This window comes from Gracilibacillus saliphilus (genome assembly GCF_010994085.1).
Lineage (GTDB): Bacteria > Bacillota > Bacilli > Bacillales > Amphibacillaceae > Gracilibacillus > Gracilibacillus lacisalsi.
The window spans coordinates 69,035-88,959 of the sequence record NZ_WJEB01000030.1 but is presented as its reverse complement, the minus strand read 5'-3'; the positions used below and the strand labels follow the sequence as shown (position 1 = coordinate 88,959).

Annotated in this window: 15 protein-coding genes and 1 pseudogene; 4 read left to right on the top strand and 12 right to left on the bottom strand. The window is 37.0% G+C overall.

Annotation, left to right across the window (positions count from 1 at the left end; translation table 11 throughout):
• Positions 1–391 (bottom strand): annotated as a pseudogene (locus tag GHT08_RS16985) (hypothetical protein); the annotation flags it as partial.
• A gap of 232 nt (positions 392–623) precedes the next feature.
• Between GHT08_RS16985 and GHT08_RS16980 the strand changes: the two are divergent.
• Positions 624–1,786, top strand: a protein-coding gene (locus GHT08_RS16980; RefSeq protein WP_163582631.1) for an IS3 family transposase whose coding sequence is annotated in 2 segments (ribosomal slippage) — positions 624–900 and positions 900–1,786 — 1,164 coding nt in all. Because the reading frame shifts where the segments join, the coding sequence is not laid out codon by codon here.
• 60 nt (positions 1,787–1,846) lie between these two features.
• On the opposite strand, the gene GHT08_RS16975 is transcribed toward GHT08_RS16980, so the two are convergent.
• The 5 genes from GHT08_RS16975 to GHT08_RS16955 form a co-directional block, all read right to left on the bottom strand.
• Complete coding sequence (locus GHT08_RS16975) at positions 1,847–4,069, bottom strand: TRAP transporter permease (RefSeq protein WP_163582630.1); 2,223 nt, start codon at positions 4,067–4,069, stop codon at positions 1,847–1,849.
• Positions 4,070–4,094: 25 nt separating this feature from the next.
• The gene (locus tag GHT08_RS16970; protein ID WP_238343602.1) at positions 4,095–4,508 is read right to left on the bottom strand and encodes a DUF1850 domain-containing protein; all 414 of its coding nucleotides are present in this window, start codon (positions 4,506–4,508) and stop codon (positions 4,095–4,097) included.
• Positions 4,509–4,656: 148 nt separating this feature from the next.
• On the bottom strand, positions 4,657–5,700 hold the full coding sequence (locus tag GHT08_RS16965) for a TAXI family TRAP transporter solute-binding subunit (protein ID WP_163582628.1): 1,044 nt from the start codon (positions 5,698–5,700) through the stop codon (positions 4,657–4,659).
• A gap of 172 nt (positions 5,701–5,872) precedes the next feature.
• A complete protein-coding gene (locus GHT08_RS16960) occupies positions 5,873–6,439 on the bottom strand; it encodes an NADPH-dependent FMN reductase (RefSeq protein ID WP_163582627.1) in 567 nt (188 codons plus the stop codon).
• Between the two features lie 10 nt (positions 6,440–6,449).
• Positions 6,450–7,505, bottom strand: coding sequence for an LLM class flavin-dependent oxidoreductase (locus GHT08_RS16955; protein ID WP_163582626.1), 1,056 nt, complete (start codon positions 7,503–7,505; stop codon positions 6,450–6,452).
• A gap of 130 nt (positions 7,506–7,635) precedes the next feature.
• Between GHT08_RS16955 and GHT08_RS16950 the strand changes: the two genes are divergently transcribed.
• Both GHT08_RS16950 and GHT08_RS16945 read left to right on the top strand, forming a co-directional pair.
• Positions 7,636–7,983 (top strand): winged helix-turn-helix transcriptional regulator, encoded by a 348-nt coding sequence (locus GHT08_RS16950; RefSeq protein ID WP_018934251.1) that lies wholly within the window; start codon positions 7,636–7,638, stop codon positions 7,981–7,983.
• A 15-nt stretch (positions 7,984–7,998) separates the two neighbouring features.
• Positions 7,999–8,376, top strand: coding sequence for a nuclear transport factor 2 family protein (locus GHT08_RS16945; RefSeq protein ID WP_163582625.1), 378 nt, complete (start codon positions 7,999–8,001; stop codon positions 8,374–8,376).
• Between the two features lie 39 nt (positions 8,377–8,415).
• On the opposite strand, the gene GHT08_RS16940 is transcribed toward GHT08_RS16945, so the two are convergent.
• Both GHT08_RS16940 and GHT08_RS16935 read right to left on the bottom strand, forming a co-directional pair.
• Complete coding sequence (locus GHT08_RS16940) at positions 8,416–11,661, bottom strand: FIMAH domain-containing protein (RefSeq protein WP_163582624.1); 3,246 nt, start codon at positions 11,659–11,661, stop codon at positions 8,416–8,418.
• Between the two features lie 306 nt (positions 11,662–11,967).
• On the bottom strand, positions 11,968–12,480 hold the full coding sequence (locus GHT08_RS16935; RefSeq protein WP_163582623.1) for a type 1 glutamine amidotransferase domain-containing protein: 513 nt from the start codon (positions 12,478–12,480) through the stop codon (positions 11,968–11,970).
• Positions 12,481–12,657: 177 nt separating this feature from the next.
• Here GHT08_RS16935 and GHT08_RS16930 point away from each other — a divergent pair, with 177 nt between their 5' ends.
• Positions 12,658–13,383, top strand: a complete 726-nt coding sequence (locus GHT08_RS16930) for a ZIP family metal transporter (RefSeq protein ID WP_163582622.1) — start codon at positions 12,658–12,660, stop codon at positions 13,381–13,383.
• 326 nt (positions 13,384–13,709) lie between these two features.
• Here GHT08_RS16930 and GHT08_RS16925 read toward each other — a convergent pair whose 3' ends face one another.
• The 4 genes from GHT08_RS16925 to GHT08_RS16910 form a co-directional block, all read right to left on the bottom strand.
• Complete coding sequence (locus tag GHT08_RS16925) at positions 13,710–14,009, bottom strand: hypothetical protein (protein WP_163582621.1); 300 nt, start codon at positions 14,007–14,009, stop codon at positions 13,710–13,712.
• A gap of 514 nt (positions 14,010–14,523) precedes the next feature.
• Entirely contained in the window at positions 14,524–17,502 is a 2,979-nt protein-coding gene (locus GHT08_RS16920; protein WP_272953909.1) for a phosphatase PAP2 family protein, read from the bottom strand.
• A 392-nt stretch (positions 17,503–17,894) separates the two neighbouring features.
• The gene (locus GHT08_RS16915; RefSeq protein ID WP_163582619.1) at positions 17,895–19,256 is read right to left on the bottom strand and encodes a sensor histidine kinase; all 1,362 of its coding nucleotides are present in this window, start codon (positions 19,254–19,256) and stop codon (positions 17,895–17,897) included.
• Positions 19,247–19,915 carry a response regulator transcription factor gene (locus GHT08_RS16910; RefSeq protein WP_163582618.1) on the bottom strand — a complete coding sequence of 223 codons (669 nt, stop codon included), beginning with the start codon at positions 19,913–19,915 and terminating at the stop codon, positions 19,247–19,249. Before GHT08_RS16910 ends, GHT08_RS16915 begins: the two co-directional genes overlap by 10 nt.
• Positions 19,916–19,925: the final 10 nt, after the last annotated feature.

Sequence of the window (19,925 nt, the reverse complement as noted above, 5' to 3'; positions counted from 1 at the left end):
CCATTTCTTGATAATCACCCTCATAACTTAATTTAGATGATAATAACCCTAAACTCCCCTCTAAAAATTTTTCTCCATAAACACTAAATGTCAAATCATGAGAAATATAATAATTTTCATCTACACTATAATCCTCAAATGTGACCGACTCAAATCTCTCTCCATTTTTTTCATAAAACTTATCAGAAATAACTGCATTCTTCGGAAATAGCACTTGATAACTACCAATTCCTGACTCAAACAAGTAATACCCTTCTTCCTCTTCCTCCGTCGATACTAAAAATTCCCGTGTGAATTCATCCTGAAATGCTTTTGTATCTGGATATTCTTCCATTTGGCATCCTCCCAAAATTACAAGTCCTATCAGTAACATCCATTTGATTCGTTTCACGAAGGCATACTCCTTCCACTTTACGTCTACCATACTTTTACCATTTTTTTCTTGTGAATTAAAGAGGAAATTAAAAGAAAAAGGGTTTTCTAACTACTTTTTTATTATAAGGACTTAATCGCAAACAAAAACCCTCTTCCATAAAAATAGAGTGACCCAATAATATGAGACAGGAAAAAACACCCCCAGAGTCGTATTAATTATTTATCGACATTTGGAGGTGTTTTTTGTTATGGGGAAGAAGATGGTTTATCCTGAAGAAATTAAAAGAGAAGTGATACGCTTAAAACTTTCTGGGGAACTAACGAACAAAGAGATTATGGAGAAGTTTGGTATTAAAAATAAGACACAAATCAAAACTTGGATGAGATGGTATAGGAATGGTGAGGAGCACAGGTTAGCTCAACCAATTGGAAAACAATATGCTTTCGGTAAAGGACCTGATGATGACAGTGAAGTAAGTCAGTTAAGAAAAAAAGTGAAGTATTATGAAATGCGAGATGAATTGTCGGGAAAGTACCAAGAAATCGAAAGGAAGTGGTTCCAGAAGTATTCGTCGAAGTCGTAGAAGCTTATAAAGAAAAATACCCGATCACTACTATTTGTGAATGTTTTGAGATTCCAAAGTCAACTTATTATAGGTGGAAAAAGAGAGTTTCAGCTGAGTTGCCTCTTCTACATCAGTTGGTTATAGATATTTGTCAAAGCCTTTCATTTAGAGTGGGACATCGAAACGTACGAGGCATTCTCAAAAATGACCATAAAATAAAAGTGAATCGAAAGACCGTACAAAAGATCATGCAGAAATATAACCTTCAGTGTCAAGTCAAAGTGAAAAGAAAGGTTTATATTGCTGGGGAAAGCAAGTTTGTCGTCCCAAACCTTCTTAAACAGGATTTCAAGGCTGATCGCCCTAATCAAAAGTGGGTTACTGATATTACTTACTTACCATATGGAGAGAAAATGCTTTATTTATCAACCATTATGGACTTATATAATAACGAAATCATAGCCTATAAAGTTAGTGACACACAGGAGGTTAAGCTTGTTTTAGATACACTAGAAGCTGCATGTAAAGGCAGAGAGACGTATGAAGTGATCTTACACAGTGATCAAGGAGCTCAATACACCTCTTACGACTTTCAAGAGCTGGCTAAAGAAAAAGGCATTACCACAAGCATGTCCCGAAAAGGAAACTGCTTTGATAATGCCGTAATCGAATCCTTCCACTCCTCGCTAAAGTCGGAAGAATTCAACACTCAAAATAGAGTGCACCTTACAAACTCTATTGTACTAGAAAAAGTGCAATCTTACATGTATTATTACAACTATATACGACCGTTTACAAAACTAAACTGTCACAGTCCTGTTGAATTCAGGACTATGGCAGCATAGGTGTTTTTTCTTGTCCCGTTTTACTGGGTCAGTTCAAAAATGGATAGAGGGTTTTTGTCATTATGCTGTTTGCTCTTTATTCTTCTGATTCTTGAAAAGAAACAACTGCAAGACAAAGATAATAGCAAGTGTCACTATGGCAATAATATCAGTCAATAAGTTGTTTTGGATGAATAATAATGCTGTAATCAGCGCTAATAATCTTTCATACCAATGATATTGTCTGACTAACCAGTTTTGAATGAACGAAGCAAAGGCAATCATCCCGATTGTTGCTGTAACAATCGCCCAAATAATTTGGTACCATGCCACATCCGTAATCAAAAGAATAGTTGGGTTTAATGTAAAAACAAACGGCAATAACAATGCTGCTGAATCATATTTAAACCCTTGGATACCAGTCCGAACAGGACCTGCCTTGGCTATACCCGCTGTCGCATAGGCAGGTAGATTAATTGGCGGTGTATCATCCGCTAATACCCCGTAATATAGTACAAATAGGTGAGCAATCAAAACATGGACACCCATATCTGTTAATACAGGAGCTACAATAGCTGCCAGAACAACATAGGTTGCCGTTGTCGGTAATCCTAATCCTAATAGTAGACAAGCAAACACCGTTAATATTAATGCAAAATACAACTGGGTATTATCTGTTACTAAAAAGTTTGGCAGCGCATTCGTTAATGTTTCACTAAAGCCAATTACAATTCTTGTGAATTTAGTAGATAAACCTGAGGTTGTAATCACACCAATCAAAATACCTGCAGTCGCACATGCGACAATAATCGATAATGCATTTCGTGCAGCTGTTTCAAAACCAGCTAATGTTTGCTTCCAGCCAAAATGGACTGGTGGTGAATCAATTTTCATTTTCTTTTGGGATAATGCAAAAATAAGCGCAATCCCTATACTAATAAGGATTAATGCTAATATTTCTGGCTTCCACCTAATTGTCTCCACACTAAAGAAATTGGTATTAAACAAATCATTTAACGCATGTATCCCTTGGTTAATTGGGTCGATAAAGGTTTGTAGTAGTAAAGTAAGTGCAATTACTCCAACTGCAATAATAGCTGTACGACCAAGATTATTTTTGAAACGCTGGACAAATAACGCTAGCACCAATAATACGATAATCGAGAAAAACGCCGAATTATTTACTGAAACTCGAACATATACCAGGTAATAAAGCAAAGCGATTAACGGTATTAATAGGTAACCCTGTTGCATTAACAACTTCCTGCCTGATGCCAATTCACTCTTAGCAATCCCGGTAATACCGTGTTTGGATGCTTCAAAATGCACCATAAATAAAATACCAATATAGGCTAATAATGCAGGAATAATCGCACTTTGAATAATTTGATAATACGGAATGCCTGTAAACTCTACCATAATAAATGCAGCTGCACCCATAATTGGCGGTAAGAATTGGCCACTTGAGGATGCTGCCACTTCTACGCCACCAGCTACATGTGGTTTGAAACCAACTCGTTTCATTAATGGAATCGTGAATGTACCGGTAGTAACCGCATTTGCTGTGGAACTTCCGGAAATACTACCCATTAACCCACTCGCTACCACACTCGCCTTGGCTGGTCCGCCTTTATAACGACCAAACATACGCAATGCCAAGTCAATAAACATCTTTCCGGCACCTGTAGATTCGAGGATCGCACCAAATAAGATAAATATAAATACAAACTGAGCAGATGCATAAATTGGTGTTCCAAATATGCCATTATTACGGTAGGTAATTTCATAGATAAACCGTTCAAAGTCACCACGTGTATGGTGAAACTGACCTGGCATATATTCACCTAAAAAGAAATAAGCTATAAAAACAAGAGCGATGATAACTAGTGGTTTTCCTACTACCCGGCGTGTTGCTTCAAGCACTAAAATGATTAAAGCTAAACCAATGAATAAATCGAGGTCTGTAGGCCGGCCTGACATAATGGAGGTTGCTGTTTGTTTTTGAATAATATATGTACCAACCGCTAATGAGAAAATTGCTAGTATAACATCATACCAAGGTATAGATGTTTGGCGCAGACCTTTTTTGATCGGAAAAATACAAAACACTAATACTAAACCAATCGTTAAATGCAATATTAAAAATGTTTTGGATCCGATACCTGGTAATCCAAATCCAGCAACATATAAATGAAAAGCAGATAAAAAAACACTAATCGCTAAAACAATAATCCCCCAAAAGCTTCGAAGTTCACGATCACTGCCTTCTAACTCTTGCAGCATTTTCTTCTGGCTGTCATCCATTTCCATCCCTACTTTCTACATAGATTTACTTCATTTTGAAGGAACTTATAAACCCTTCCCACCAAGGTAAGTCTATCACATTAATTTCTATAATTTTTGTAACAAATGGTTCTTTTGACAAGTATATGGTCTGATCACGAAAGTAAAATGTATGCGGATACAAACTGGAAGGCTTCATTCTTAATGCTCCTCCATGTACAGGACGGTTTAAATTCTTCAGTACATAATAACCGTCCTTCATTTCAACATCTCCTTCCCTTTGATACGGCAACCCTGCCCCAAATGATTTTGTCCAACTTTCCATTGTCATCACTTCACCGGTAGAAGAATATTGAAACACTTCCTTAACAGGAGATTTTTCTACTGAATGAATATATTCATGAAAAAAAGTTTCCCCTTGTTTTATATCACTTTCCCACAATGTTTCACCAGTATTCATATCAGATATCACTAGTAGATGCTGAGGTCGATGCCATATAAGCCAACTTATCAAAAGAATAAGTATTACAAAGAAGATGAACATGAATTTCTGAAAAAAGGCATTGCTCAGTAGCAATGCCCCTTTTTTGTTTGTAAAAGAATTTCTTTTATTGTTCATCAAAATAGCGTTGTACTCCTGGGTGCAAGTCAATAGACATACCGTCTTGTGCCGTATCGATGGTTAGGTCATTTCCTCGTTCATGTGCATTTTGCATGGCATCTAAATTGTCGAAAATAGACTTCGTTAATTCATAAACTTGATCCTCAGGTAAATCATCTCTTACAATTAGCATTGCTTGTACTGCTACTGTTGTTGCAGTCGCATCAAAGTTTTCATAAGTATTTTCATCTAAATCTTCTCTAACATAGTATGGATATTCATCTTCTAATTGAGCAATCTTATCTTCGTTAATACTTACAATTCTAATATCCGCACTAGCAGCCAATTCTTGAATACTTCCAGTTGGCGTACCTGCTGTTACAAACGCAGCATCAACATTACCATCTTGTAAGTTTGTTGAGGCATCACCAAAGTCCATCCACTCTGCACTTAAGTCATCAAATGTCAGATCATGTGCGCCTAAAATTTGCTCCGCATTTGCTTCAGTACCTGAACCAACATCACCTACAGCGACACGTTTTCCTTCTAAATCTTCTACAGTTTCAATTCCACTATCCGCTAATGTTACAATTTGAATCGTTTCCGGATATATAGTGAATACACCACTAAAACCATCTACTACTTCGTCAAACATATTAGATCCTTCATGTGCATAATAAGCCACATCATTTTGGATAAGAGCAAATTCTGCTTGGCCATCACTCAATTCATTGGCATTAACTACTGATGCACCACTGGAGATACCGGTTGCACTCACATCATCCACTTGCTGATCCATAATTTCAGCCATCGCTACGCCTAATGGGAAATATACACCCGCTTCTCCACCAGTTAATACTGTAATATTATCCACCCAGTCTTCTGAAGCTTCTCCGCTGTCATCACTTTCTCCTTCAGACTCACTTTCTTCCGGTGTTTCTTCCGATTGTGCTCCATCATCATCAATTGCGTCATCAGACGCGTCCCCACAAGCCGCTAACACTAAACCTAGAAACAAAAAAACAATAAATAACATACTAAGCTTTTTCATCATGAAAACCCCCTCATTATTTTTTATGATTCTACATTACGGTGTATGTCTATCCATTTGTAGAATATATTATACCTAATTATCTAAATAATTGAAATAATTTCAAAGAGGAAAGTTAGAAATTCTGACAGTAAAATAGCACTTGGTCCCTGTAAACCAAGTACTATCACTATTAAAAATCATATTCAGCTTCTTTTTCTTCCAGTATCCTTTGATAAGTTCTTGCTAATGTCATCGTATCCTCTACAAGCCGTTCTATCCGGAACTTGACATCATCATTAGTAATTTCCTTCCGGTAAAAATCAACATCTTCTATATAAACATAACTTTGCACTACCTGTGCTTTCATATATCCCAGGATCGGTTTCAATTGCTGTTCGGGAATTAGATAGTGTCTTTGAGAGCCGGCCGTTACAATCATACTAGCCACTTTGCCCTCAAGTCCGCCTACAGGCAATAAATCAAAAATATTTTTTAACGATCCCGGAATCGATGCTTGGAAAATGGGGGTGCCGATCAATAATGCATCAGCTTCCATAATCGTTTCGGTCACTTTTTTTGTATCGCCTTGATAGTCGAGATAATTTCTACCATCACTAAACTGAATATCATATTCTGCTAGATCCACTAAAGTTACCTCTGCATCTGGATATTTATCTAAAAGTTGATCTGTTGCATATTTTATCGCTGTTTTTGTTTTAGATCCGACAATCGAACCTGCTATTGCAACTACCTTCATCCTTGGCCTCCTATTTCGCTGTATATTTACGAATTGCTGGCAGAACTTCTTTTCCGATTAATTCGATATTTTTTCGCAATTTGTCAAACGGTATTCCACCAAAGTCCATTTGCGCAATGTATCGTTGGTGACCAAATGTTTCATGTTGATATAGTATTTTTTCAATGACTTCTTGAGGACTACCAATGTTCATTACATCATGCGGGTCAGCCCCTTGAGCAAAGACTTGTTTCGCAAAACCTCTTCCATTTGTCTTTTGCATACCTGCATTAATAAAAGGATATGTTTCACGCTGTGCTTGCTGTGTTGTTTCTGCTAAATAAAAGAAACCAGCTGTAGATACCGGAAATGCTTTCGGATCGTATCCTCCTTGTTCTAGTGCATCACGATAAGAGTCAATGGTTCTCTTGAAAAGTGTTGCCGGTCCTCCTAACATAGCTACAAAGATCGGCACACCTGCATATCCAGCCTTAACAGCACTAGAAGGATGACCACCAACTGCTCGCCAGATTGGTAATGAGCCATTTAGCGGCCTTGGCAACACATGAGCATTTTTTAATGGTGCACGAAATTGACCTTGCCAATCTACAAATTCGTTCTCATTAATTTTTAATAAAAGGTCAAATTTTTCTTCATATAATTCTTCGTAATCATGCAAATCATAACCTAAAAGTTCAAAGTTTCCAACACGAGAAGCTCTGCCTGCTACGATTTCCGTACGTCCTTTTGAAATTAAATCAATGGTCGCAAAGTCTTCATATACTCTGACAGGATCAAGTGTACTTATAATGGTTGATGAACTGGCAATTTTTATTTTTTCCGTTGCCTGTGCAATCGCAGCTAGTACAACAGAGTGTGCCTGTGTTGTGAAATAATCTTGATGACTCTCCCCAACACTAAAGAAGTCAAGGCCGGCATCTTCCGCTAATTTCGCCAACTCAATAATTTCAGCTAAACGCTGACTTGCCGGAATCCGTTCATCTGTCTCCGGATGGGGCAAATGATCACCTAATGTATATAAACCAAACTCTAGTCCTTTACTAGGATCCATACGATATTTTTCCATTTTAAACAACCTTTCTAACATCAAAGTTTGCTATCATATGTTATTATGAAGCATAGAAGTGTAAAATGTAAGTACGCACTTAAATGATATATAGTATCCAAATATATACTGTTAAGTAAGGGGATTGATGATGAAGTACGAACCGAATGCTTGCAGGGTAGAAGATGCACTAAGTATTCTTGTCGGCAAATGGAAGCCTATTATTTTACTTCATTTGCTAAATCATGGCACACAACGTTTTAATGAACTTAAGAGAAGTATGCCCGGAATCACACAAAAAATGTTAACGAAACAGTTACGTGAGCTAGAAGCTGAAGACATTGTCGAACGAGTAGTCTATCCAGAAGTACCGCCAAAAGTCGAATATTCTATGACGGAATATGGTAAGAGTCTACAGCCTATTTTGGAGGCTATGCACGAATGGGGTGTAAAGCATACGTTGCATAAGCAGGAGAAGTTAAAAAAACAGCATGGATGATTAGGAGCGGTGGTTATGAATGAGAATGTAAAAGCACATTTACAGCAACTCGAGGAAAGCCATCTTCAATCAGAGGTCAGGAGTAGTAGTAAGAAATTAGCGCAAATACTTGCTAATGATTTTCAAGAGATTGGAAGCTCAGGCATTTTGATTAATAAAGCGATGTGTCTGGAAGATGGAGTGAGTCTAGATGAAATGTCACTTCACAATTATCAGGTCGAACAATTAGCACCAGATGTTGTTCTAGCAACGTATTATGTCATGAATCATTCGAAAGAACGTAACACATTGCGGAGCTCTATTTGGAAGTATATTGATGGAAGGTGGCAATTATCCTTTCATCAAGGTACTATTACCAATTTAAGTTTAGAAGAAATTAAGAAAGGGCAGTAACACCTAAGGCGTGGGTTTACTGCCCTTCCTCACAAATCTTTATTTCAATTCTTCCATATATGACTCTGCATAGTGATTTAAAACTGTACTTGCTAGCGGCGAAATTTGTTCTTTGTTTTTTTCTTTAGTAAGTTGCTCTCTATACTTAGAAAGGAATTTTATTGCTTTTTGTGTTGAACCTTTTTCTACATGATGTTCCACTTGTTTTAATGTGTTAGTTAGTTGAGGCCCAATTGGTCCAGTTATATCACCAGTCTGGTCATATTGCTGCATGTAATTCTTTAAAACCGTAATGTGTCCAGGAGTAACTTCCACTACATTCGATTCTTCTGATTCGCCACTGGCATTCTCTGCTTTAATGTAATACGTATAATGTACCCCTGGTTCTGCCGTGCGATCAAAGTAAGTATCTACTTTGGCATATCCAATATATTCAACCTCTCCGTTTGTTTCTCGATAAACATTATACCGATTTGCTCCACCTTGTGATGTCCAAGTTAAACCTACAACATCCGTTCCTATTAAACTAACGATGAAATCAGATGGTGTATTAGGAAGAGGCATGTCAATATTAAGCTCTTCCGAGAACTCTGACTCTCCCATTTCATTCACTGCCAATATCTTGTAACTGTATCCGGTATGATTTATACTGACACTCTCATCCTTATAGTTTGATGCATCTGTACTAGCTATTTTGCTAAACTCGCTTTCTTCATTCGCTTTGCGGTAAATATCATAACTTTCTGCCTGTTCAACAGAGTCCCAGCTGATTTCAAATGTGGAAGTAGTTGTTTCCCCTGCTGAAAGTCCTTGTGGCACTTCTGGAAGATCAATAGCTTCTTCTGTAGTTGTACTTACTGCATTTGACATGTCAGATTCTCCGCCAATACTTGTTGCTGAAACTTTGTAGTAATATGTCGTAGAAGAATCGACAGGCTTATCCGTGTAAGAAGGACTTATTGTATCCGCTACTTTTTTAAATTCTCCATCCGGTTCAGTAGTTCTGAAAACGCCGTAACTAATAGCGTCTTCAATCTCCTTCCACTCTAATTCAACTGTTATACTCTTGGTTTCGGTGACGGTTAGTTCAGCTGGTGTATCTGGGTTGGGTTCATTAGGGTCAAAGAAGAAAATTTCTGTTAGTTCAGACAGCTCAGATTCTCCCCCAGCATTTATAGCAGAAATCTTATATTGATATGTTACACCTAATTCAACTGTATCATCTTTGTAATTACTTTCTTCCGTGCTTGCAATTGCTCTAAACGAAGGGTCTTTGGACGATGAGCGATAGATTAAATACAATTCCTCGTCATTAACAGATGACCAATTCAATGAAACCTCGTCTTCTGCAATATCTCCTTCTAAGTCCTTAGGTACCTCATTGGGTGGCTCCTCCTGACTCGTCGGTTGAATTAATGCAAAATAATTCATTCGACTACTGTTATTATTTGGCCCCATTACCACGTAGGATCCAGCAGGGTAATGCTTCTTATAGAGCTCAAATGTTACGGGTTGATCATCTTCAATCGTTTGTCCTGTCTTTTCGTATTCTGATGATAACCATTCTGGCTTTGAACTCACTCTTGAATCATGAGCAACATATACATCTGCATCTGCAGCTAGATAAAAGGTAACGAGATCTTCACTTGTAGCACTTCTTGAATTCACTGCTGAGCGAATCCATTCCACACCTAGTAACTCTTCTGGTATATCGGTAAATCGATAACCATCTCGATCACCAGCTACCAGGTCTCCCTCTTGGAGGTTCTCTTCAATGGACCAATTCCTTGCATTTTGACCTCCTCCACTACTGTTATCATTAATCATGAGGTTTTTCGTAATTTCCCCATCCATTACTGGTAATGGTTCAGGCTCTACGTCTGGTTCGGGTTCTGTATCTTCTTCTGGCGGTACAAATGGATCACCTGTCCATACTGGTGGTTCCATTGGATAATTCTTTGGAAAAGATGAAGTAGCTAATTCATTTAAATATTCCTCTAAATTAGTATAGCCATTACCATTTTTGTCTTCATTTCTATCCTCTGGGTTATTTGGGTCCAATCCATTTGCTAGCTCCCATTCGTCTGGCATTCCATCCCGATCCGTATCCTTTGGAGCAGTTCCCTTCTCTAGTTCTGGAAAACCACCAACATCTTCTTCATGCCCAATAATAGCACCTGTTTGATTTCTAACATCGTGAATCACTCTTTGATCCACACTGTCTCTTACTAATGAAGAACCTACATAATCTAAAACATGTTGATAAGCTTTTTCAGGCTCCTCTATATTAGTTAACGGATATTCAAAACGTTTATCCACAATAACACTTGGTCTTTCCACTTCCATCATTTCTGTTCCTGTGTCCGTTCCATCTAAGATACCATTCTTATTACTATCTATTCGGTTGTTTTCTAGGAATAGGCTATAATTTTCATTTCCGCGGACTACGGCATATTCTGGATTTCCTGAATTCACACCTGCTATAAAATAGTTTCCTACCACATTACCATAGCCTTTCGTTCCTGATTCACCACCAGCAACATAAGGATACTGCCCCCAGTTGTATATAACATTATTTACAAAATCGATTTGCCCTTTTGTTTTAGGATTTCTATCATTATTATGGGCATAAAGGTTATGATGCATGGTGATCGTATTCATCTCAATTAATCCACCCATTGAATGTGTTAAAAGTCCTTCTGAGATGATAGACCACTGTACGGTTATATTTTTTGATTCTGGATTATCATAATCTTTACTTAATATAGATAAGTTTTCGTCAGTTCCCCAAGAAAATGAAGAATGATCAATGATCACATTCTGACTATCTTCAAAATATAAAGCATCATCTTGGAAATCATTCTTTCCTAAACGAAATCGCATGAAGCGGATAACAATATCGTTACTATCAATAAAACGAACATTATTTCCTTTTATGGTTACACCATCTCCTGGAGCAGTTTGACCAGCTATGGTGATATTGGATTTATTACGAACAATAATTTGTGGTATCCTAATTTCTCCGGATATATCAAATACAATGGTTCGAGGAATATCACCAGCGGTTGTCAGTGCATCATGAAACGTTCCGGGACCTGTTAACTCATAACTATTTACATGGTAAACTTCACCACCACGACCACCCTTGGAATACTGCCCAAATCCTTCAGCGCCAGGAAAGGCAAGAATTTCTTCATCTTCAGTAGCATTTACAATTGGATTCACAAAAGGAAGCATGAATAAACAGACAGTAAAACATAGCATACTATAAAATAATTTCCTCATAAAATACCTCCGTTTTTATAGTGTCACAATTGGCAGCAGTTTCTTTTTTATCTAACTTTCAATAAGGAATCCACTCCCCCCTCTCTATTTATAGAATAGTTAGGTGTTTCCATTTTAGGTTAAACGCACAAGTAAGTGCTAACAACTAACTATTCTTACAATTTATATACAAAAATAACAACGACCGTTAGGAGGCAATGTTCATGTCCTTTCCATTGAAGGAATTGGATAATCAAATACAATCATCCATTTTCTAAATGACAAAAAAATCCCCGTAAGCCTCAATTGACTCACAGGGATTAGTCTTTATGGCAATAGTTGAAGTGACTCTTCAACAAACGCTGAAATATCATCTGGTTGTCGACTGGTAACCAATTGATCACCACAAACGACTACTCTTTGATCGTGTACATTAGCGCCAGCGTATTCTAAGTCTACTAGTATTGATTTGAAACCAGTGGCATCACGGCCTTCTAATGTTTTGGCTGTGATTAGTAGCTGTGGCCCGTGACAAATAGCGAAAACCGGTTTCTTCTCATCCATGAAGTGTTTAGCAAATGTCACAAAACGGTCATCCGCTCTCAGCATATCAGGAGAAAACCCTCCCGGAATGAACAATGCATCAAAATCCTCTGGCGTTACATCATCGATTCCATAATCAATAGAAACAGTGGCATCACCTTGTTTACCTTCTACTGTTTTGCCCGCCTCTTTTTCTATTGTGAAGACTTTATGACCAACACCTTCGAATTCCCTTTTTGGTGAAGTGTACTCGACATCTTCAAACATATCTGTAATTACTGTAGCTATCTTAGCCATAATTCAATACTCCTCCTTAAAATAATAGAATTAATATTCTCTTTGTTTTCAATAATTCCACGTGTGAGTTTCTGGTAAACATTACAGATATTATACAAAAAAGTGCTGAACCATTAAGTTTGTGAAAGTTTTGTCCATAGCAGCATATAATGAATTAATACTGTCAGGAGGTAACTCATGCTGTTATTACCTATTTTCATTTCATCACTTTGTACAAGCCTAGGAGCTCTTCCGATTTTATTGGTGAAAAATGTATCACACAAAAGTAAAGATACTCTACTAGCTTATACTGCTGGTATTATGGTTGCCGCATCTGCCTATGGTCTAATTCCATCTGCTCTTAAATTGTCTAACATGGTTGTCTTGGTCAGCGGCATCTTAGTGGGTACTTTTGTTCTAACCTTAATAGAGAGCTTGCTTCCGCACATTGATTTAGATCATTCTAATCAACCCTCTGGTAATTCAACAGTTATCTTATTATTTCTTATCGCTATGTCTATTCATAATCTACCTGAAGGGTTATCAGTTGGGATAAGCACCCTAAATGGTGCAAATAGCATAGGTTCACTCGTTGCTTTCGCAATCGGACTGCAAAATGTGCCAGACGGATTTCTAGTAGCTTTATTTTTAGTAACCCAAGGTATAAGACCTATCAATGCCTTTCTTTTATCCAGCCTTACCGGACTAATTGAAATGTGTGCAGGATTAGTCGGTTTTATCTTTGGAGGAGCGTTTGAAAATATTGTTCCTTTTGGATTAGCTTTTGCTGCAGGTGCTATGCTATTTGTAGTCTATAAAGAATTAATTCCGGAAAGCCATGGTGATGGAAATGAAAGAACGGCTACCTGGGCTTTTATAATTGGCTTTATTACGATGATTCTTCTGACAGAATGGTTTCGCTGAAATACTTTTTCCTTTGACATATGAAGAACATAACTCCAAGGTATGTACATCACATAGATAGAGCGGGCGGGAATTAATTACGCCATCTGAAAGACCTCTTTGCTTTTGGTACAGAAAAGAAGTCTTGAATGTTTTTGTATATAATTAACTATGGTGTTTATTATGTGTAGCTATCCACATGTCTATAAACAGTTCTTTCTTTTTCAATTAATGCTGAAATCCATTGTTCGCTAAAACTACATTCATTCATGTAATTGTTAAAGCTATTGTTCTTATGGCTGTACTTTGATCCATGCTCTTTACTTCATTCATAAAAAAAATCAGCCCTAATCCGGACTGATTTTGTCAATTCTTTTATGTGCTTGTTTAGTAGATTCTTCTACCCGGGTTACTCTTTCGGATATTTCAGCAACATCTTTTTCATTGGCTTTCAGATCAACTTTTATGTCATCAATCCCTCTGCTAATATAAAGAAGCGATGTTCTAACTTCAGTTTCTTTCTCAGTTTCTGATCTCAAACTTTGATCTGATTGCAATTGTTGTCTTTGTTTATTGATTTGATAACCCATGTAAGCAATAATCAGAGATAGTGCTGCAATAATAGTCCCCATAAATTCTACGCTCATGAGCAGCCCCCCCTTGTACATCATATGTTATCCTTTGATGATTCGTATACACATTTCCCCTTTTAAAAGGCTGTGTAATGAGTTATGATTTTCTCATTTTACCATCCATTTCATTTAGAGCAGCTACTCATTGCAATAGACATACTATGAGAAAGGGGCTGCTTTCTCTTTAGGATTTTTCTGTATTACCTGTTTATTTTGTGTAGATTACGATTTATTTTTTGCAAAAGTTTAAACAAATATATATATTAAAGATCCCCAACCATAGACGATTGGGGACTTCGTAAAACATATAAATGTACGTTTCGAGAAATATACTTAGCCATTTAAAGTATGCTGAATCCATTTATATCAACATTTTAGAAAACTTTATTATGATAAAATTATATAAAAAGAGATTTGAAATGATATTACTTGAACGAAAATCATAGTTGAATACCATACTAAGTATTATTTTATTTCTGACCATCACTCATACATTCTGGTCTTTTCATATATTTCTCCACATAAACGATTAAGCTTTTCTTCTTCTCATGAAGAGGAAGAACACACCACTTAAGAAGAGTAAAAATCCTGCTAATAAGTACTGATAGATCGTAGTGGCAGTTTCCGGTAGTTTTTGCCCATCGTCCGTATCAGGCTGTTGTTCCATTGCTTCCTGTTCAAAAACGGTATAGGTGCTGAAGTGATCGGTTTGTGCTGTCACGTTTCCATCTTGCCATTCTCCGCCGATTGCTTCCCATTCTTCAAGTTCTGGATTCCAATAGAACAGTTGCACCTGATCTTTATCATTTACTTTGTCGCTATCAACAGAAAAAGTTAGAGTCACTTTTTCTTCGAAGGAATCCAATCGCATTTCGCCTTGTTTGATTTCAAAGTCATAGACCACACTCAATGCTTGGTCAATGTCAGCTAAACGCTTTAACTGGATTGTTGCAGCATCGGATCCATTAGTGAAATTGGAGGCAGCTAGTTGCAAGCTAACATTTTTTAATTGAATGATGATCACTATACGATGGTCTTTCAGCCATTTTATTTGCTCAGAAGTAAATGCTAGGTTAACAGAATCATTATGATCACGTAAATCTATCCATAATTCACCTTGATCAGCCAGTTGATGGAGCGAGTCTGTTTCGATCGTTGCTTCGCCATTAGTAACGTCAGGTGTTAAGGTGACACTGGTTTGTTTCTCCGGGTCTTTTGAATCCTCAGGATCTTCTGGATCTATAGGGTCTTTTGGATCTTCAGGATCTTCCGGTTTGACAGGATCTTCGGAGTCTTCAGGATCCGGCGAAACTGGGTCAGAAGTATCGGTTGCTTTGATATGTGCAACGACACTATTATGGTTATAAGTGACAGTTACCTCGTAATCATCTGCAGTTATATTATCGAATTTACCTTCCACATTGTCGGCAGTCATTAAAGTAATATTTGCTGCCTTGTCTATTTCATAATTAGAAAGATCCAAATTCAGACCCCCACCATCAAGGTATAACAGTCCATCTACATTTAGTTGAGTTTCGTCATTATCCATTGCAATATCAAGGTTTCCAGCTTCCATTGTTAAGCTACCATTTACATTCAAAGGTTCATCTACATTAACTAACACTGTACCATCTTCCACATATAGATCGCCTTCACCAAAAGCAGTCTCAGAAGTAGCTTCCAACGTTCCTCCTTGTAGCAATGTGCCTCCTGAATAACTATTATTTCCGGTCAATGTAAGTGTTCCTGTTCCTTGCTTGGTAAGCATACCACTGCCAGATATATCATTTCTCCACCAATCATGGGCATTAAATCTTCCCTTTGATGCATCCATATTTACTGTTACATTGCTTAAAAACGCACCATATCCATCAGATGCTGTTACCAAATCAAGTCTTCCCCAACCATTTGATTCGTCTATTACAGGGTAGCCTGATTCAATTTCTGTGGTATACAATACTTCCCTACGTTGTTTATCGGTCAAATAAGGCTGACGAGTTTCCAATAAAACTTCAGCCCCTTTAGGTACTACAGGGGCTAAACCTTTTGTGCCTGTTTGAGGTAATCCGTATGTAAGTTTCTCGCGATAGAATGCTTTATTTGCTTCATGATCTTCCCACTTTTCTTCATCGTACGCACTTTCAAACGTATAATCCTCTGTTACTGTATGTGCATATTCATACAAGCTCATTTCTTTTGATGCAGCTAATTCACCGAATACTTCTCCTGCATTTTGATAAGCCTTATCCAATACCTCTTGGTTTTCTGAAAGATTGTATGCGTAGGCAGTCATTGCTGTAGCTTGTATTCTTGCTCCTATAACATCAAGCGGAGAGTGCATGCCGGTCACTATTCTATTTTCTCCCATTTGAGCTGCTCTTGTTAAGAATTCAGCATATCTTTCAGGTGTTGCGTATGCAAATCCGAATGTTGATAAATAAGCTGCACTCGTATGTCCGCTTGGAAAAGCTCCATCTTTACCTCTCCCGTCTTCCGCTTTTCTTTTTACATATTCTAATGCAGGAATTACCTCCACATTCGTTTCATATTGCTGGTAATGTCGTTCTCCCGTTTCTTTTTTACCACCTGAAGGTAATTCTTCTACTGTACTTTCACCACTGCCGATTGTGTCCCAAACAGGTAAACCGTTCTCATCAACAATTTCTTTCACTTCTCCATTTGCATTCATTCTGTAAGGTCTTGGAGAAGAAAAAAAGTATTTAGAAGGATTAGACGAAGAAGGATTCCTAAATCTAATTAAATGAACTAAATCCATCGCATCTTCTAGTGCAGATCCCTCCCATTGCCCCATCCCTTGGGCTTGGTCTTCAACAGTCGCTTCTTCCAATACTTTATCCATGTCCTCTGCTGATCTGACAACACTTGTGATCGGGTTAACGATCTCAACGTAGGCATTAGCTAGGGGCCCGTAAGCATCCATCATACTATATACCTTATCTCTTTGATCATCATAATAGGCTGCTAACGCCTCTTCATTCGTTCTATTTTTAGTAACCTCTTCTACATATTTTATATTAGCTTCCCAAGTCTCTGGATCTCTGATTTCTTCGTTAGCATATGTCTTCTTATCTGCTACTACCTTTTTCTTATCATTTTTATATCCATCAAAATAAACGGTAGGTCCGTCACCATATTTTGCAACTTCACCATTTGCACCTGGTATAGTTAACGCTGTTCCGTCTCTCCATTCTGGTTGATTCATAGACCATACTTGATCAAACCCATCTAAAATATTGATAAAAGGATTAGTTCCAGCTATATTCTTTAAAATAGGATCGTTAGCATTACTGCCATTATCTACTGCTGGTAAAGGTTGCCCGACTTCAGGAGCATCTGTATTTATTTCTTCAGTAGTCCCTTGTGGCTTTGCAGGTTTTGAATGCTCCTCTTCAGAATATTGACTAGCCGACTGAACAGGAGGCTCAAAAGATGCCATAGTTAGCACTGCAAGTATTAGTAGTATCGATACTTTTTTCATGAATTTCATACCTATTTTCATTTCTCCTTTTTTTGCAGATTTTTAAATCACTTAACCACACTAATTTCACTTTAAGGACCGTATGTTAAATGAATGTAGGAAAAATGTTAAAATTACGTGAATTTTATGTAGAAGGGAAGAGTCTTATGACGAAAATTAGCGAGCTCATTTTTTAAGCAGCCAAAATGTGACATAAAAAAACCTCTCTGCTCCATAAAAGCAAAGAGGGACAAGCCTTGATATATAAGGTTTTTAGTGTTTCGAGAACAGATATTCCTAAGTGTACGAAAAAGGGTTAAAAATGACATTCCTTGAACCAATTTAAGCCAACATGATAGGTATTAGTTGAATACATTTTTCTAACATAGTCCACTTGCTTCACAAAAAAGAATACACATTTATTAACCCTCGGAATTTGATTTTAGAACCGGCACCTCTACCATTACCTCCCCTGAGTGACTTTCATTATTGCTGAGCATCATCCTTCCATTATGCTGCTTGATTACTTTCTCAGTGAACGTTAATCCCAAGCCATAATGGCTGTTATTCGTCCGTCCATAGTTTTCGGTATAGAAAAGTTCAGTTCCTTTTTTAAGAGCCTTCTCTGAAAATCCAGGCCCCTTATCAATGATAATGAATTGAATGAAGTCATTATCCTGTCTAACGATTAATTGTACTTTTTCATGCTGAGGTGATCTTTCAATTCCATTTAATACAATATTATCTATGGCTCGTATGAGTAGGTTTACATCTATGAAAAGGGTAGTTCCTTTTTCTGTGTAATCTTCAACAATTATATTATTATCTAAGCTTCTAACTTCGGCTTCAAGGTTACACAAGAATTCATTGACAGTTACTTTTTCCTTATTCATATTAATTTGCTTGTTGTTAAGATTTATATCGATAACATCCTGAATGTATTGTTCAATCTGCCTTATGGAATTCAAAATGTCACTAAAGTTTTCCTTCATATCATCGGTAGTCATTACTTCCAACAGTTCTACGTTCCCTTTAATCACTGTCAGAGGGATTTTAATATCATGTATTAAAAAACTGATTTGTTCTGCCTTTGAGTTGGTAATCTCTATTTCCTTATGAATAGATTTAACCAGTGCCTCTGATAAACTTTCCATTGCGCCCATTACATCTTTATATTCATTAAATCGAACTTGGGGAAATTCGATATTCAAATCTTTTTCTTTAATTTTACTGGCTACTCTTATAAGCTTTTGATTTTCATGGATAATAATTTGAGAGAAACTTCTAATATTCCAGACTAAATAAATACAATAAATCAAAACAGAAAGGATGGATAACCATACACCAGGATTAGGAAATATCTTTCTTAAGTCATTATTTGCGAATTGGATTTTCAAGTTATAATGAATCAAAATAGTTTCATATCGACTGTCATATCTGATAAAATAACTCATTTTGTCCTTATCAGGGTTCTGAAAAGCTTCTTTTGCTTTTTCTTTATTTCTGAAACTCATATTACTTGTCACCATTTCGTTTGTTTGCCTGTTAAAAATGGCATAGTCCAGTTCAGGAGGGAGAATACTAGGATCGATATAATCGGCGTTTTCAACCTTACTTTGGATTTTTTCCGCCTTATTTATCGGATCGTTTGCCGGAAGAAAAAAATTGTGATTGATTCCCCATGTTACGAACCAGATATTTAGTATCAAAATAAGTAAACCAGTAAAACCCAACTTAATAATCCATTTAACAAAATAAACAGATAACGTATTCTTTATTCCCATATATATCCTACACCCCAGACCGTATTAATAGGGGTTAACTTAAATTGAGAAAATTTTTTCCTTATCACCCTAATATGTTCAACAATTGTTGAAATTTGGGAATCACTTTCTATCGAGTAGACAGATTCGTAAATATCTTCTTTCGAAAAAACCTTCCCTTTATGCAAGGCTAAAAGTTCACATATACTGTATTGGGTCTTAGTGAAGCTTACTTCCTTCCCTTGGATGATCACTTTTTTTGCTTCTAAATCAATAAGAATGTCACCATCAATAAACACACTTTTGCTCTCTTTTTTCGGCCTGGATTCCCTTCTTAAATGTGCCTCAATCCGTGCATTCACTTCATGTATACTGAATGGCTTCACAATATAATCATCCCCACCAATGGATAACCCTTTAATAATAGAAATTTCATCACTTTTGGCTGTCATAAAGATGATGGGTATATCAATCAAAGGCCTTATTCTCTCACAAACCTTAAAGCCATCTTCTTCTGGCATCATGACATCCAGTAAAATCAGATTATATTTATTTATCTCTTCTATCGTGATATCTCTTATAGTTTGAAGAGTAGTAACTTCATGATTTTTCATCACTAGCATTTTCCTGATTAGCCGTAGAATTGCGGTATCATCATCAATTGCTAATATTTTTGCCATATAAAATCAC

Excerpts from the sequence above, each read along its gene's own strand:
- GHT08_RS16975 (WP_163582630.1), bottom strand. The coding sequence starts at position 4,069 with ATGGATGACAGCCAGAAGAAAATGCTGCAAGAGTTAGAAGGCAGTGAT.
- GHT08_RS16970 (WP_238343602.1), bottom strand. The coding sequence starts at position 4,508 with ATGAATACTGGTGAAACATTGTGGGAAAGTGATATAAAACAAGGGGAA.
- GHT08_RS16965 (WP_163582628.1), bottom strand. The coding sequence starts at position 5,700 with ATGAAAAAGCTTAGTATGTTATTTATTGTTTTTTTGTTTCTAGGTTTA.
- GHT08_RS16960 (WP_163582627.1), bottom strand. The coding sequence starts at position 6,439 with ATGAAGGTAGTTGCAATAGCAGGTTCGATTGTCGGATCTAAAACAAAA.
- GHT08_RS16955 (WP_163582626.1), bottom strand. The coding sequence starts at position 7,505 with ATGGAAAAATATCGTATGGATCCTAGTAAAGGACTAGAGTTTGGTTTA.
- GHT08_RS16950 (WP_018934251.1), top strand. The coding sequence starts at position 7,636 with ATGAAGTACGAACCGAATGCTTGCAGGGTAGAAGATGCACTAAGTATT.
- GHT08_RS16945 (WP_163582625.1), top strand. The coding sequence starts at position 7,999 with ATGAATGAGAATGTAAAAGCACATTTACAGCAACTCGAGGAAAGCCAT.
- GHT08_RS16940 (WP_163582624.1), bottom strand. The coding sequence starts at position 11,661 with ATGAGGAAATTATTTTATAGTATGCTATGTTTTACTGTCTGTTTATTC.
- GHT08_RS16935 (WP_163582623.1), bottom strand. The coding sequence starts at position 12,480 with ATGGCTAAGATAGCTACAGTAATTACAGATATGTTTGAAGATGTCGAG.
- GHT08_RS16930 (WP_163582622.1), top strand. The coding sequence starts at position 12,658 with ATGCTGTTATTACCTATTTTCATTTCATCACTTTGTACAAGCCTAGGA.
- GHT08_RS16925 (WP_163582621.1), bottom strand. The coding sequence starts at position 14,009 with ATGAGCGTAGAATTTATGGGGACTATTATTGCAGCACTATCTCTGATT.
- GHT08_RS16920 (WP_272953909.1), bottom strand. The coding sequence starts at position 17,502 with ATGAAATTCATGAAAAAAGTATCGATACTACTAATACTTGCAGTGCTA.
- GHT08_RS16915 (WP_163582619.1), bottom strand. The coding sequence starts at position 19,256 with ATGGGAATAAAGAATACGTTATCTGTTTATTTTGTTAAATGGATTATT.
- GHT08_RS16910 (WP_163582618.1), bottom strand. The coding sequence starts at position 19,915 with ATGGCAAAAATATTAGCAATTGATGATGATACCGCAATTCTACGGCTA.